We start from the raw sequence: 14,999 nt of genomic DNA on the forward strand, positions 1-14,999 counted from the left end.
GCGGGGTTCGGCGCTTCGGCGGGGGAGGCGGGGTCCGGGCCGGTGGCCTTCAGCGTGCCGTCGGTGCCCGGGGAGTTCGGGTCGGCCGATTCTTCGTACGCGGCTTCTTCGGAGGGGGCGGGCTTTGGTACGGGGTCCGCTTCTTCGGAGGGCGCGGGTTCTTGTGTGGGGCCCGCTTCTTCGGCGGACGTGGGCTCTCCCGCAGCTGAGGCCTTTTCGGCGGGCGTCGCCAGCCCTGCCAGCACTGCCTCCCCAGACGCGGGCGCCCCCGCAGGTGCTGTCCCCCCAGGCACGGGCACGCCAGGCACGGGCTCCCCAGACGCGGCTTCCCCAGGCGCGGGCCCCCCGACGGATGCCGCCCCTCCCGGGGGAGCCGCCTCTCCCGGGGACGCCGCCCCTCCCCCGTACGCCGCCGAAGCCGCCGCGCGCCCCGCCCTACCGGCGCCCCGCACGCCCGGACGCCTCTCCCTCTCGGTGGCCGCCACCTCCGTGCCCGAGGGGGCGAACGGGCGCGGGCGCAAAGTGAGTTGTACCGTCGCCCTCGCCGTGGCCGGGGCGCTGGCCGCCGTCACGGTGGGGTCGGTCTTCGTCTTCGGGGTGCTGCCGAAGGACGACGACGCGGCGGGGGGTGCCGGACAGCAGCCCCCGGCGGCGACCGGCCCGGCGAACCCCTCCGACGGGGACGGCGCGGGACGGATCCCCGAGGCCTACCTCGGCACCTGGCGCGGCAAGGCCGACGCGAGCGGCGGCACGATCCCGCTCGGCACGTTCACGGTCACCCTGCGCCAGGCCGAGCCGGGCGCCCGGGTCGGCACGGTCGTGCAGCGCGACCTGATCGGCAACACCTGCACGGACGTACTCACCCTCAAGTCCGCCTCGCCCAAGGAACTCGTGGCGACGGGCAAGGGCGCGAGCAACAACGGCGGCCAGTGCGCGCGAACGTCCCACACGGTCTATCTGCGCCCCGACGGCAAGCACCTCAAGTACACGTCGGACGATCCGGAGGCGGGGGATCCGAGGGCGCGGCTGGCACGGGTGGAGTGAGTGAGTACCTGCGTCGAGACGCTGCGGTCCCTGGACGGTCGTCCTCTCTCCAGCCCTCGTCGCCCCCTTCACTACTGTGTACGCGAACAGGAGTGCAGCGCATACCGAAGTGATGACAGGGGCGGGGAGCATGGAACCACTGCAAGCGGACGACCCGGGAGAACTCGGCAGTTATCGGCTGCTGCGGAGGCTCGGCGCAGGCGGGATGGGCCGTGTCTATCTCGCCCGTTCACCCGGCGGTCGTACCGTCGCGGTGAAGGTCGTGCGCCCTGATCTCGCCGCGGACGAGGGCTTCAGGACTCGGTTCCGGCACGAGGTCGAGATCGCCCGCGCGGTGTCCGGCCGCTATACCGCGCCCGTTGTCGACGCGGATCCGGACGCCCCGCTTCCGTGGCTCGCCACGTCGTACGTGCTGGGGCCCGATCTCACCGAAGTGGTCGACGCTCACGGGGGCCTGCCGGAACGCACCGTGGTGGCGCTGGGGGCCGGACTCGCCGCTGCGCTCACGGAGATCCACGCATCAGGTCTCATCCACCGGGACCTCAAGCCGTCGAATGTCCTGCTCGCCGCGGACGGACCGCGGGTGATCGACTTCGGGATCGCGCGGGCGATCGACGGAAATCGTCTGACGCAGACAGGAGTTGTGGTCGGATCGCCCGGCTACATGCCGCCCGAGCAGGCTGTGGGAGGAGACGTCGGAGTCGCTGGAGACGTCTTCTCGCTGGGTGCTGTGCTGGCCTTCGCGGCCACCGGCCGCAACGCCTTCGGGGAGGGCAGCTCACACGCGGCGATGCTCTACCAGGTCGTTCATGCGGAGCCGGATCTCACGGGCGTCCCCCAGCGCCTACAGGGGCTGGTGCGGGCATGCCTGTTGAAGGACCCCGCGCAACGGCCCACTCCCACAGAGGTCGTGGAGGCACTGGCTCCGAGCGGAGTGCAGAGTCTGCTGACGGACTGGCTTCCGTCCGCGGTGGCTTCGACGATCGCGACCCACGCGGCGGGCATTTTGGACCTGGAAGCGCCCGAGGGACCGACGTCCCGCCCGGCAGCGGCCTTCGGGCCGCCCGCGACAGCCGTGGACGCCGCGGGCGGGGGAGCGGGCCCCCTCCCCGGAGGGCCCTCGCAGTATGGGGTTCCCGCGCCAGGAACGTTTGGGTCTCCCGCGCCAGGAACATTTGGGTCGCCTGCGCCGGCAACCATTGCGTCGGGCCTTCCTCGAAGCGAGCGGGCGATGGCCTCCAGGAGACGGATCCTGGGGGTGGCGGTGGGCGCCCTGGGCGTGGCCGCCGTCGGCGGAGGCTCTGCCTGGTGGTTGCGGAAGGACGACGGGTCGCCCGCTTCATCCGGCGGGGGTGGCGGGAGCGTTCCTGAGCCCGAGGCGTTCGCCACGCCGCCCGACGGCGTGGCACCGCAGCCTTTGTGGCACAAATCGACGGCCGAGGACAGCATCAGTTCCACGCGACGGCTGCTGACGCACGACGGCCTGCTCCTCATCAGCGCCGACCCGTTCATCGCGTACGACGTGAAGAACAAGGGCAAGAAGCGCTGGACCAGCACGACGGATCTGCCTGTCGGATCACCACTGCTGCTGGCCGGGGGCAAGCTGTTCATGGCCAGCACCGAGGGCGACGGCGTGCTCATCGGTCTGAACCCGCGCACCGGCAGGGAGGCCTGGCGCAGCCGCCTGGGCAGGGAACTGCGGGTGGAGAAGACGATCGCCGTGGATGAGAAGAATGTGTACGTCACGGTGACGGACCTCGGTGAGTCGCGTAGTGCCACCGACTTCCGAACAGCTGTCGCTGCCATCAACCACAGCACGGGTCGGCAGACCTGGCTGCGGCGACGGGACTGGGGCACCGATGACTACGACGTCGATGGAACCGTGGTCGGCAAGCGGCTGATCTACACCGACTCCAAGATGAACATCACCGTGCGTGACACCGCCACGGGCGAGCAGCTGTGGAGCAACAAGATCGGTGACGACTGGCAGTGGACGCCCGCGGCCGCGGACGGCCTGATCTTCCTGCCCGGCGAGAAGCTGACCGGCGTCGACATCGACTCCGGCGATGTCCGCTGGACGCTGCCGCCCAAGGGCCGTCGGGGGTTCGACAGTCCCACGTACATCGATGGAGTGCTCTACGTCCGGGACTACGACGACGGTGTGTGGGCGGTCAATGCCAAGTCGGGTCGCAAGATCTGGCTCTGCGAGGACTCGGGTGCCCGACGCGCCCCGACGGAGTTCCTGCGGGTCGGCTCGACCCTCTACGGCGCTTCGGCGATGGACGAAGGAGGCATCGTCGCGCTGAAGGCCAAGAACGGCGAAGCGCGCTGGAACTACAACGACAACAAGGCCCCCGGCGCGCCGTGGCACGTGGCGGCCTCGGGAAACCGGCTTCTGGCTACGCACGGGTCCGAGATCTACGCCTTGCCGGCCGTCTGACGCGAACCAGGCCCCGGCCGACGAGCACCAAGGATTACGATCCGCCCATGCCTGTAGATCGCCTCCCAGCGTATGAAGTCCACTACACCTGGACACCGATCCAGCTCCTGAGCGGCGCTGTGGCGCGCCGCCTCGTCGCGTTCCGCGTCGACGACCAAGGAGTGACCTTGGGGGGCGCGCCCGCCAAGTACGCGCGGCAGACGGCATTCGTTCCCTGGCGGGACATCGAGGCGGTGGTCCTCTGGCAGCAGAAGACCGCCGCGATCTCGCCCATGAACTACGTGGGTCTGCGACGCCGGCCGGGCGCGCCACAGCTGCCGGGGGCCAACTCCGCACTGAGCCGGGAGCAGACCGGTCGTCTCGCACCGCACATCGATCACGAGGTCTTCCTGGCGAGCAGGCACATCAATCTGTGGACGCTGGACCGTGGGCGTCTCGCCGAAGCCCTGGAAACGTTTGCACCCGGGGTGGCGGTAGAGGAAGTATCGAACGCCTGATGGCACGCGAGATACACGACAACTGAGCGGGAGGGGCACGTACCGATGCGAGTGCGGGCGACCGTGGTCCGGGAAGGAGCCGCGCCACAGGAAGCGTTGATCAACATCGACGAGGGATGCACCGCGGCGGAAGTGGCCGCAGCGGTCGAACGGCTGGGCAACCCGCGGGCGTTCACCCACGCGCGGTCCCCCGAGGTGGTGAACCCACTTCCCGGCCGCGCCCTGTCGTGGGAAGCGCAGAAGGCCACCACCGGTGCCGGGCTGTGGATCGACGGGCAGTTCTGGGAAGCGCGGGCACGGATCGACGGGGCACTCCGTGACGGAGTACGCCTGACCACCGACGACGCCATCGGGCCTTTCATGGTCAGCGGCGAGCCTCCGGGCCGGTACGAGATCACGGTCAGCGGTGGTGCGGGTGCGGGGCGCGTGGCCCGTCTGAACGCCGGAGTCAGCACGATCGGCTCCATGCCCGGCGTGACGCTCGCGGTCGATGACCCATATGTGGCGCAGCATGCCGTGCGGGTGACCGTCGACATCAAGGGACGGGTGGAGATAGCGCCGTACGAAGGCGTCACCCTCACCCTCGACGACGAAGCGGTGACCGGGCCACGAGAATGGCAGCCGGGCGCACTGATGAAGTGCGGAGAGTCGCTCTTCAGCCTCTCCGAAGTCGGCGCGCCGGACGCCCACTTGTCGCCGGCGGGAGAAGGCGGCCTCGCCTACAACCGCCCTCCCCGGCTCACCTCGCCACGGGCCAACCCACGCCTGCTCGTACCGGTGGAGCCGAAGAAGGACGAGGGGCACAGGTTCCAGCTGCTGTCGATGCTCCTGCCGCTGTTCTTCGGTGTGGGCATGTACTTCATGATGAAGTCGGTCTACTTCCTCCTCTTCTGCCTGATGTCGCCGCTCATGATGATCGGCCAGTGGTACAGCGACCGGCGGCACGGCAAGAAGAAGTACGGCGCGGCCCTCAAGGAGTACAAGAAGGCCATGGCCGACCACGAGGCCGAGCTGGAGCGGCTCGGCGAGGTCGACCAGCGTCGCCGCCGCGAGGCCTTCCCGGATCCGGGACAGGTCCTCCTGTTCGCCACCGGCCCGCGCCGCCGCCTGTGGGAGCGGCGGATCACAGACCCTGACGCGATGCATCTGCGGGTGGGCTTCGGTGACCTACGTGCCGAGATCGACCTGGCCCATGCCCGCGGCGCCATGGTGGAGGAGGGTGAAGAGCCACAGCCTCCGGTGGTGACCAATGTCCCGCTGACGCTGCCCTTCGCCGAGCTCGGCGTCGTCGGCGTCGCCGGGGACCGATCACGAGCCGTGTCCACCACCCGGTGGCTGGCCGCCCAGGCAGCGGTCCTGCACAGCCCGCGCGATCTCTCCCTGGTGGTCCTCTCCTCGGAGAAGGATGCGGCGGAACAGTGGAGCTGGATCCAGTGGCTCCCGCACACCAGCCCCCAACAGGGACAGAACTGCGTCGCCCTGGTCGGCACCGACGCCGACTCCATCTCCCGTCGCGTCACCGAACTCCTCAACGAACTCCAGCGCCGCCAGCAGGCGGCCAAGGACCTGGGCGGATTCAACGCGCTGCGCCCCGACTCCCAGGTGCTGCTCGTCCTCGACGGCGCGCGGCTGCTGCGCCGCGTACCCGGCGTCCCGCAGCTCCTTCAGGAAGGTCCGGCGGTAGGGATCTTCGCCCTGTGTGTGGACGCCGACGAACGGCTGCTGCCCGAGGAGTGCCGCACCGCGGTCTGCTGGACCCCGGACTCGCCGACCCATGTCCACCTGAGGGGATATGGATACGAGGCGGTCGGTCAGGTCCTCGCCGACCAGGTCTCCACCGCCTGGTGCGAACGGGTGTCCCGCGCGCTGGCCCCCGTACGTGATGTGAGCCGTGACGACGCCGACAGTGCCCTGCCCACGGCCGCCCGGCTGCTCAACCTCCTGGAGATGCCGAACCCGACCGGCGAGGACATCGCCCGGATCTGGCAGCGCGGGGGGTCGACCACGGCGGCACCGATCGGCATCGCCGCCGACGGGCCGTTCGTCCTGGACATCCGGCGCGACGGCCCACACGCCCTGATCGCAGGAACCACCGGTGCCGGTAAGTCGGAGCTGCTACAGACGATCATCACGTCGCTCGCGGTCGGCAACACCCCGGACGCCCTGAACTTCGTCCTCATCGACTACAAGGGTGGCTCCGCCTTCCTGGACTGCGCGCGGCTCCCACACACCGTGGGCATGGTGAGCGACCTCGATGCGCACCTCACGGAGCGAGCGCTCGCCTCGCTCGCCGCCGAGTTGAAGCGTCGCGAGGAGATCCTCTTCGAGGCTGAGACCAAGGACATCGAGGACTACAACGACGCCCGCAGGCTGCGTCCCGAACTCGAACCCATGCCGCGACTCATGCTCGTCATCGACGAGTTCGCCTCGCTGGTCGCCGAGCTTCCGGACTTCATCGCGGGCCTCGTCGACATCGCCCGGCGGGGCCGCTCTCTCGGCGTGCACCTGATGCTCGCCACACAGCGCCCCGCGGGTGTCGTCAGCGCGGACATCCGCGCCAACACCAACCTGCGCATCGCGCTGCGGGTCACCAATGGCGAGGAGTCACGCGACGTCATCGACGCCGCTGATTCCGGCAGCATCTCCAAGGCAACGCCCGGCCGTTGCTATGTGCGATCCGGCGCGCAGTCCCTCGTCGGCGTCCAGACCGCCCGCATCGGTGGACGCCGCCCCGGGCTCGAAGCGGCACCGCAGGTCACCGTGAATCCACTGAACTGGACAGCGTACGGCCACCCGCCTCCACGCGCGGCTCAGGAGGACGGCGACGACGGCACGCTGGTCACCGACCTCGCGGTGCTCGTGGACGCGATCGCCGACGGCGCGAAGCTGTTGGGTTGTGCCACACCCCGCAGCCCCTGGCTGCCGCCCATCCCCGACCAGGTGCAGCTCGGGGATCTCCCCGAGCTGCCACCGGAGCCCGCCGACGCCGACACGGTCCGCCCGATCGCCTTCGGCCTCACCGACCTCCCGGCCGAGCAGGCCCGGGCGGCGCTCGCGCTCGACCTGGCCGACGGCGAGCATCTGATGATCGCGGGCGGGCCGCGGTCCGGCCGCTCCACGGCCCTTCGTACGATCGCGGGAGCGATCGCGCGGAGCTGTAGCCCCAGTGACGTCCACATCTACGGCATCGACTGCGGCGCCAACGCGCTGCTGCCGCTGACCACCCTTCCGCACTGCGGCGCTGTCGTGACCCGCGACCAGACGGCGCGCGTCGACCGACTCCTCGGCCGGCTGCTCGACGAAATCGGACGACGCCAACTCCTGCTCGCCGAGAAGGGCCAGTCCAGCGCGGCCGAGCAGCGCGCGTCCGCCGCCCCGGAGGATCGACTGCCGTGGATGGTGGTCGCCTTCGACGGCTGGGACGCGTTCAGGCTCGCCTTCGAGAACTACGACTACGGGCGCCTGGTCGAGTCGGCGAAACGGATTTTCCGTGAGGGCGCCGCAGTAGGTGTCAAGGTCGTTCTCGGCGTGGACCGCAGTGGTCTCATGGGCGAGATCTCCAGTTCCTTCGCCGAGCGCCTCGTGCTGCGGCTCGCGGACGCACAGGACTACTCGTACGCGGGGATCATGCCGAAGGACGTGCCCAAGGAAGTGCCGCTGGGGCGGGCGCTCAAAGGCACCGACGAGGGGGTTCAGGAGAGCCAGATCGCGCTCCTCGCCGAGAATCCGAATGGTCAGGCGCAGGTGGCAGCGCTCCAGGAGATCGCCCGGACAGCGGCCCAGACCTGGCCCCGCCCATCCGTCGAGCAGCGCCCGATCCGTGTCGACGTGCTCCCGGCTCGTATCAAGGCATCGGAGGCTATGGCCCTCCAGCCCGACTTCACCCCGCCGTCACACCTGTGGGCGCTCATCGCGGCCGGCGGGGACGAACTGTCGCCGCTCGGCACGGACTTGGAGGAGTCCGGGCCCGGTTTCGTCATCTCCGGTCCACCGAAGTCCGGTCGCTCCAGCACGCTGATGGCGGCGGCGATGTCGCTGCTGAATCGGGGCACTGAGGTCATCCTCGTCACGCCGAGGCGATCTCCCTTGCGAGAACTCGCCTCGGAGAAGGGGGTGTTGGGGTCCCTCAACGCCGAGAGTTCGGGCGACGAGTTGGAGGCGCTGACGCAGAGCGCACGCGGTCCGTATGTGATCGTGGTCGACGACGCCGAGCTGATCTACGACACCCCGCTGGACGAGGCCGTGGAGGAGGAGATCCGCCGCGGTATGGACGGCGGTCTCGGCGTGATCATGGCGGGCGCGGTGGACACTCTGTCCTCGCAGTACCGCGGCTCGGTGGTGCAGGCACGGAAGTCGCGGAACGGCCTGCTTCTGTCGCCGCAGGGATCGGCGGACGGGGAGATGTTCAACATCCGGATCACGTCGAACAGTGCGACCGGTGGACCGACGGGACGCGGGCTTCTCGTCACGGGTGGCGAAGTGATGCCCGCGCAGGCGGTATTGCCGGACTGAGGGTGCGGACTGGTACGGAGTAACGCATCGGGGCCACACAGTCGATCGACTGTGTGGCCCCGATGCGTTACTTGAAAGCGCGCTCGAAATCGGCTTGGCCGGAGCCACGGCTAACATCCGTGGGCCCTGCTTGGCCAGGCTTACTAGTCGTTGGCGTTGTCGTTCGCCTGCGCGGCGTCGTGCGTCTCCTTGCGGGCATTCTCAAGGGAAGTCAGGAAGTTCTTCAGCTGCGGCTTCAGCTTGTCCCATTCCTCCCGGAACCGGTTGGCCCGGGGACCCTTCCAGAACTCCTCGCTGTTGCTCGTGCCCGAAGAAATGGCGCGGATCAGGTCATCGAGGTTGCCGTGCTGAGTTTTGAAGGTCCCGGAAAGCGACCGGAGCCGAGTAGTGTCTGCGCCCTTAATTCCCATGGCGTGCCTCCCCGTGTATCGAAAGCCAGGCGAACAGTCCGCCCGCCCGGGGCCGATGCTATCGCAACGCGTGGGCCCCGTCATCTGCCTTGAGACTCCCGGGAGTTCCCTTGCTCGGGGCGCTGGAGGCTCCGTATTCTCGACTGGGGTGAACCTGTGAAGATTTGCTAACGGCAGCTCGTTGCAACGCTGGAGGGCTAGTGGCGGATGACGGCAAGGGCAAGGGCAAGGATGCGGACGAAGAGCCGCAGGTCGAGAACCCTTATGTGGCCCGCCTCGAGACATTGAAGACGAATCTCGTGGATGAGGTCAAAGAGCTCAAAAAGTGCCTGAAGACGGCAACGCAGGATGTGGGTGGAGGGGGTAAGACGGGTAAGTCCTGGGTGGGAAAGACGGCTGACAAATGGCACGACGAAGCCCAGGGCAACCGTGGCCGCCTGATCCGGGAGCTTGAGAAGCTTATTCCGGCCGTGGAGGCACGGATCAAGGAGTTGCCCCCCAAGGTGTCCGCATCCACAGCGAGGATGATGCACAAGGAAATGCAGTTCATGTACAGGTGACCCGCGGGCGGTGGTCCCGGGAGGACTGATCCAGGGCCAAGTCGGAAAGGCTGACGGGGAGATCTTTATGAGTGGCAGTGGTGGGGACGGATTCTCGGGCATTGACCCGGAGAAGCTGGCGAAGACGATCAGCTCGATCAACAGGGACCAGGACAAGCTCAGGTCCAGCGTGATGTGGATCAAGTCCAGCTTCCAGCAGTACGGTGTGAAGACCGACATGCTTGCCGACATCTCTGCCATCGCGGGATGGGCCGAAAAGCAGCTCCCCATGCTACGGCGTAGACACCACCTTTCCATCGCCGAGGACCAGAAGTACGGCCACGGCTACCAAGGCATGGTGCAGATAAAGGAAAGCATGGTCGGCGCCACGAAGAAGTCGCAGGCAGACGGCAAGAAACTGGGTGAGAAGTTCAAGGAAAGCCTGGAGGGCTCTGGGGAGGTCACTCCAGAGATGTTTGCCGAGTTGCGTGCCAACAGGGCGGACGCAGACTACATCAAGTCATTCTATGACGAAGTCGGCTCGAAGAACCTGCTCCTGCTCTCCAACGAAATGGGCGACCGTTTCAACGATCAGTACAAGGATCACCCAGCACAGCGGGAGAAGGACCGTGAAGTCATCGCGGACACCTTCGGCACCTTCACGAAAGTTTCTTTTGAGGGGAAGTCGTCCAAGACGAAACAGGCGGCCTGGAACAAGTGGTTCGACGACTCGTCGATAGGCGAATACGAAGGCTTCAGGCCAGACTTTCTGACTCCGCTTCTGAAGGGTGGTTCACATGACAAGGACTTCCTGGTCGCCCTCGGCGACCGCGTGCTTCAGAAGGATAAGCAGGGCAAGACGGACGAGCTGCAATTCTTTGGAAAGGGGGGTGGGCTGGGCGAAGGAGAGTGGGGCAAGGACGGTTATCAGCAGTTGTTCGATGCCATCTCCTACAATCCCCAGGCGTCCGGCGAATTCGTCGACCATAATTACGACTTCGTGCAAAAATCGTTCTACCACACGGGGCCGTGGCAGGTGGACGAGCCGAAAGATCGTGGCGAGGCCTTCTTTGACATGGTCAACGCCGGAACGGTGACACTCAAGGAATCCAACCCATCCTTGGCGGAAAAGAATACTGCGCGGATCCTCTTCGACAATTATCAGCACCGCAACGGTAAAGACACGAAGGGCATGCATCCAATCGATGGAACGCAGGCTCTTTACGCGAGCATCATTACCGCGTACTGGAAGGACCTTCAGTACGGAGTTACCTCCCCGGCCGGCAACGGCAACTCCCTCTGGGGGAGCGACGTCGTGGCAAAGGGTGAGAAGAAGTACGGGAAAACTACCGAATGGAACTTCCAGGAATACCTGAAGGGCCAGGACACAGGGCGCCCCGGGCTTGAGGTGTCAGAAGACCTGTGGCGATCCCTGATGGAGGAGTCGGCGCGTGACCCCAAGGCGGCAGGCACGATCAGTGCCCTTTTCCAGTCGTATGACAAGCAGGCCCTCGACCACTCGTACTCTACACGCGAGAGCAATAAGGATGCCGGCTCCTTCGATTCCATGAAGCGTGGCCTGATGCAGGAGTTCTACCAGGAGACGTTCAAGACGGCGTCCACCGAGCTTGAGGGTGACATCGACAAATGGGTCGAGGACACCAACAACTTCCGCGCGGGCATTATCGATAAGGCCGGTGATGTGGCCATGGGAACCACCGGCGGAGCGGGCATCGCCGGCGCGAGGGGTGCGGCCATCGGTGTCGCGTATGGCCTCGGGCAGGGAGTCGCCACCGACTGGATTAAGGATCTGGTGAAGGTAGACGCGAACGACGCCCCGAAAGGACTCAAGGAGGCTTTTCAGGGCGTCAAACAGAACACGGCCGACTTCTCCTGGCGGACCGATTACCAGAACAACGCGGACGCGGCTCGCGAGCACAACAGAATCAAGCCCGTCACGATTGAGACCGACGGAAAGGACGGTGGCCCGAAGACGTCACGGGAGTACACGGGTGATGTCAAGGACTACGCCAAGGGTGACGGCAACTTCCTGGACGAGAAGGGCAACATCAAGAAAGTCATGACCGCTGCCGAGCGGACGGCCTACAGCAAGTGGCTCCAGGACCCCGCTGTGGTCGCGGCGATCTGGCCGGAGTATTCGACGGGGCGGAACGCGCGGGACTATCCGGGGCAGGACTCGTAGACAGTGCGCCCGAACGACTGAAACCGCTGGAAAGAGCTGAGGTGCACGCAATGGTGACACGCGCCATGAACAAGGGAATTGCTAGCAAGAGGATCGCCACATCCCTTTCCATGACCGCGGTACTGCTGTCCGCGACGGCATGCGGTGGTGACAAGGGGGCTGACTCGGCGGGCGCCGAACCTCTGACTCAGGCGAAACTCTCAAGTGCCGCACTGGCGCAGGGAGATGTGCCGGGCTACACGATCAGCGAAACAACAATCGACAGTGGGGCCTCGGCCCGTGCCGCGAAGAAGTCCTGCCAGCCCATCGTCAATGCGGTATACCCCGCAGCTTCGGCTTACGACGGGCGGCTTGTGGGCCGGAGCATCGTCAACAAGCCTGGAGACTCGCAGAAACCCATCGTGGCCCACCGTCTCATTCTGTCGAGTGCCAAGTCGGAGTCGGCGGCCGAGCAGTCGGTGAAGGACCTGAAGAGCGCGATCACCACTTGCGGTTCGGGGTTTGACACCAACCTTACTGGCCCGACGAAGAAGATCCGCACTGTGAAGACGAACGAGTCAAGCCTCGGTCACGACGTCGTGGACTTCTCCCTGGAGTATCAAACCGGCAGAAAGATCCGCTTCGTAGTAGTCCAGAGTGGAGCCTCTTTGGCCAGCATTTCAGCCGAGGACCGATTCGCGCATCGGTTTGTGGCTGTACCGAAGAGGATCGTGGAGGTACAGCAGCGGAAGCTGGACAAAGCGGCTACTTGATCCGAAAGATCGCGGTCTTCGAGCTGAACTCAGTGGTCGAGTCCCCCCCTTTGTGGCGAGCTACGAGATTCAGTCCACCCTGCCATTCGTCCCCGCCCGGAGGGTCTGCCGCCTTGATTCGGAAGCGCAGACTCTGACTCGCGGCCGCCGGCAGAGGCATACTCGTGCTGAGTATGGCGGCGTCGTCAAAGTACGAGCTGCCGGGCTCTGTCGAGGAGGTCGGTGTGGAAGTGTCGAGGTCCTTCCACTTCCTTCCGTCTCTCCACTGGACGTGGAGCGCGGAAGTTGACTGGTCTTGCCTACAGTCATGTTCAACCTCTTTGCAGAGGAAGGCTAGTGCCTGAATTTTAGGGTATTTTACCTCAGAGGTATTGTTGACTGTGAAGCTGTACTCGGACCATCCACCCTGTCTACGTACGTACTCGGCATGTGACTCCACCTCTACGTCAAGGTTGGCCAGCTCGGCCTTTCCCGTGCTGGTGGCCAATTCCTTCTTCGCGCCGCGCAGGGTGGCTGCGATGCCGATCGACTGACCAGCAGCCGTAGGGCGAGCGCCCGGAGTCAGGCGAATTCTCAGGATGTTGTGACCCTTGGGCAGCGGGGCGTGGAACGTGCCGCTCAGGGATGTGCGCCCAGCACCGCCTTTCCGTGAGAGGCGGATGTCTTTCCAGGCGTCGGATGCGGGATCCTCGTACTCGGCCGAGATGGCGCCCTGCGGCACTTGCTTGAGGTCGAAGGAAAGATCGATTTCGACCTCCTTCTGGTACGGGCCGTTGTTCTCCACTTCGAGAAGAACGTCTCCCGGCCTGCCTTTCACGAAGTCATGCGGGGTCTTGACGCTGAACTGCACTGTCCTCGTGGGTGGTTCAGTCGGATCACTTGACTCACTATCGGTGCAGGCTGCGAGGGTCGCGAGCGACATCGCCGCGATCACCACCCGAGATAGGCGCATTTCGTACCCCTTCTGGTCAGGCTGTGTTCGCGGAGGGGGGCCCCACCACCCGCAGCCCCACCGCGTCCTGCTGTTCCACGTCGCTGTCGGCGGCCACATGAAGGGGGACGAACACCACCATCCAGTAGAAGCCGAAGAGCCAGCGGCCGACCAGGCGGAGGAAGGTGGGCCGGCCCCCGTCGGAGGACCGCACGACCCTCACGCCCGTGAGGAGCTTTCCGAGGCTTGCGCGGGTCGTAAGAGTGAGCAGGACGTGGTTGAGGAAGGACAGTCCGAACGCCGCACCCAGGGCAGCGGTCCACACCGCGGTGGACTGCGGGCGGATCTCGACGACTCCGTCCAGCACCTTCACTCCTGCCGCGGCCCCGGCCGCGAGGCCGCAGAGGAGAGCCAGGAGGGCGTCCAGGCAGGCTGCGGTGACTCTGCGGGCTTGCGTGGGGGTGCGCCGGCGGTCGGCCATGATGCGGTCTACTTTCCGGCTCCGGACTTCTTCTTCTCTTCCTCTTCCTTCTCCACGCGCTTGAGAGCCCTGTCGATCGCGGCGCGGGCGTTGGCGACCGCGTCCTTGATCTGCTTCTTGTGGCCGGCGAACTCACGCCGGAAGCGCTCGCTCTTGGGACCCTTCCAGGTGTCCGTGCCACAGAGGGTCTGGACGTTGTCCAGGGAGCGCTCGAGTTCGTCTGCGTACTGCTTGAGTTTGCGTACATCCTCACGGCAGTCGCTCTCGCGTGACATCTTGTGGTTTTCCTCAGCCTTGAGTGATCAGATTGGTCATCATCTTGCGAAGGGTGTTCTTTCCGACCGGGCGCGCCTGGATACCGGTGGGCGCGTTGGGCTTCTCGACGTATACCGTCCACAGGGACTGCTGCGTCGCATAGGTGGTGAGCAGCGGGCCGGGGGTGTCGGACAACAGCACCGCCTGGCCGACCACCAAAGCATTGTTGATGGCCTCGGAGAGCGCCGTGCCGACGTCGTCCGTACTGATCTGCTCCGGAGTCAGCTCCTGGAGTCTGCCGTCCTTGTCGGCGACCTCGAAGGGGTCGACGAACAACAGCACCATGTCCGCCGCGTCCTTGGCGGAGGCGGCCAGGGTGAACATGTGCAGGCCGCCCGAGGTGACGCGCTCCACCAGGTAGAGGTCATCGCCGTGCACGTACACCAGCATGTGCGTGGTGCCGCTGGAGGTGTGCTGTTCGACAGCCAGTGCGCGGGCAGCGGTTCGGCGCAGGGTCAGAGCGAGACTGACCTCGGGGGTGATCCGCAAGTCGGCGTTCACGCCGGAGGGGGTGTCCGCCGTCTCGGGGTGCGCCTCGGCGGAGCGCAGGACCGCGTCGAGCTCCTCGATGTTGGCTATCTCCACGGCCTCGCGGGAAACGAGGGAGCGCAGGGCGGTGGCGTACGCCCACTCCCGTTCTTGGGGCGAGAGTTCAGGGAGGCGGGGGGTCGGTGCCACACAGTCGGTCAGCGAGTCCGGGTCGAGGACCGCGATCTCCTCGTCCGTGAGGCGCAGAAGGGGCTGGGTGCCGCCTTCGGCGAGCGCCTCGGCCAGGATTCCGCGGAACTCCTGGAGTTCCATGTCCAGGTCGACATTGATGCCGTCGCCGATTCCAGGAGTGTTGTTACTGTTTTGCATGATGAGGGCGTGTCCGA

Annotated in this window: 12 protein-coding genes and 1 pseudogene; 7 read left to right on the plus strand and 6 right to left on the minus strand. The window is 66.2% G+C overall.

Features of this window, described 5'->3' with window-relative positions; translation table 11 throughout:
• A pseudogene (locus tag IG54_RS43190) lies at positions 1-245 on the minus strand (BlaI/MecI/CopY family transcriptional regulator); the annotation flags it as partial.
• Positions 246-522: 277 nt separating this feature from the next.
• Between IG54_RS43190 and IG54_RS38460 the strand changes: the two are divergent.
• The 4 genes from IG54_RS38460 (at position 523) to IG54_RS0131465 (ending at position 8,493) form a co-directional block, all read left to right on the plus strand.
• Positions 523-1,044, plus strand: a complete 522-nt coding sequence (locus IG54_RS38460) for a hypothetical protein (protein ID WP_158708961.1) — start codon at positions 523-525, stop codon at positions 1,042-1,044.
• A gap of 130 nt (positions 1,045-1,174) precedes the next feature.
• Positions 1,175-3,484, plus strand: a complete 2,310-nt coding sequence (locus IG54_RS0131455) for a protein kinase domain-containing protein (RefSeq protein WP_030792415.1) — start codon at positions 1,175-1,177, stop codon at positions 3,482-3,484.
• A gap of 47 nt (positions 3,485-3,531) precedes the next feature.
• Positions 3,532-3,981, plus strand: a complete 450-nt coding sequence (locus tag IG54_RS0131460) for a hypothetical protein (protein ID WP_030792419.1) — start codon at positions 3,532-3,534, stop codon at positions 3,979-3,981.
• A gap of 45 nt (positions 3,982-4,026) precedes the next feature.
• Positions 4,027-8,493 carry an FtsK/SpoIIIE domain-containing protein gene (locus tag IG54_RS0131465; protein WP_030792423.1) on the plus strand — a complete coding sequence of 1,489 codons (4,467 nt, stop codon included), beginning with the start codon at positions 4,027-4,029 and terminating at the stop codon, positions 8,491-8,493.
• A 143-nt stretch (positions 8,494-8,636) separates the two neighbouring features.
• Here the strand turns inward: IG54_RS0131465 and IG54_RS0131470 are convergent, their stop codons facing one another.
• Entirely contained in the window at positions 8,637-8,903 is a 267-nt protein-coding gene (locus IG54_RS0131470) for a WXG100 family type VII secretion target (RefSeq protein WP_030792426.1), read from the minus strand.
• Between the two features lie 200 nt (positions 8,904-9,103).
• Here IG54_RS0131470 and IG54_RS38465 point away from each other — a divergent pair, with 200 nt between their 5' ends.
• The 3 genes from IG54_RS38465 (at position 9,104) to IG54_RS0131485 (ending at position 12,397) form a co-directional block, all read left to right on the plus strand.
• Positions 9,104-9,463 carry a hypothetical protein gene (locus IG54_RS38465; RefSeq protein WP_030792429.1) on the plus strand — a complete coding sequence of 120 codons (360 nt, stop codon included), beginning with the start codon at positions 9,104-9,106 and terminating at the stop codon, positions 9,461-9,463.
• A 67-nt stretch (positions 9,464-9,530) separates the two neighbouring features.
• Positions 9,531-11,645 carry a hypothetical protein gene (locus IG54_RS0131480; protein WP_030792432.1) on the plus strand — a complete coding sequence of 705 codons (2,115 nt, stop codon included), beginning with the start codon at positions 9,531-9,533 and terminating at the stop codon, positions 11,643-11,645.
• Between the two features lie 65 nt (positions 11,646-11,710).
• Positions 11,711-12,397, plus strand: a complete 687-nt coding sequence (locus tag IG54_RS0131485) for a hypothetical protein (protein WP_158708962.1) — start codon at positions 11,711-11,713, stop codon at positions 12,395-12,397.
• Here the strand turns inward: IG54_RS0131485 and IG54_RS0131490 are convergent.
• The 4 genes from IG54_RS0131490 to IG54_RS0131505 are packed head-to-tail and all read right to left on the minus strand — an operon-like array spanning position 12,390 to position 14,982.
• Positions 12,390-13,319 (minus strand): hypothetical protein, encoded by a 930-nt coding sequence (locus IG54_RS0131490; protein WP_158708963.1) that lies wholly within the window; start codon positions 13,317-13,319, stop codon positions 12,390-12,392. The two genes, IG54_RS0131485 and IG54_RS0131490, sit on opposite strands and share 8 nt — an antisense overlap.
• 46 nt (positions 13,320-13,365) lie before the next feature.
• The gene (locus IG54_RS0131495) at positions 13,366-13,809 is read right to left on the minus strand and encodes an RDD family protein (protein WP_030792440.1); all 444 of its coding nucleotides are present in this window, start codon (positions 13,807-13,809) and stop codon (positions 13,366-13,368) included.
• Between the two features lie 8 nt (positions 13,810-13,817).
• Positions 13,818-14,084 (minus strand): hypothetical protein, encoded by a 267-nt coding sequence (locus IG54_RS0131500; protein ID WP_030792443.1) that lies wholly within the window; start codon positions 14,082-14,084, stop codon positions 13,818-13,820.
• Positions 14,085-14,097: 13 nt separating this feature from the next.
• Positions 14,098-14,982: a hypothetical protein gene (locus IG54_RS0131505; RefSeq protein WP_051820206.1), complete on the minus strand. Its 885-nt coding sequence runs from the start codon at positions 14,980-14,982 to the stop codon at positions 14,098-14,100.
• Positions 14,983-14,999 lie beyond the last annotated feature (17 nt).

The organism is Streptomyces sp. NRRL S-920, assembly GCF_000717945.1.
Classification (GTDB): domain Bacteria; phylum Actinomycetota; class Actinomycetes; order Streptomycetales; family Streptomycetaceae; genus Streptomyces; species Streptomyces alboniger.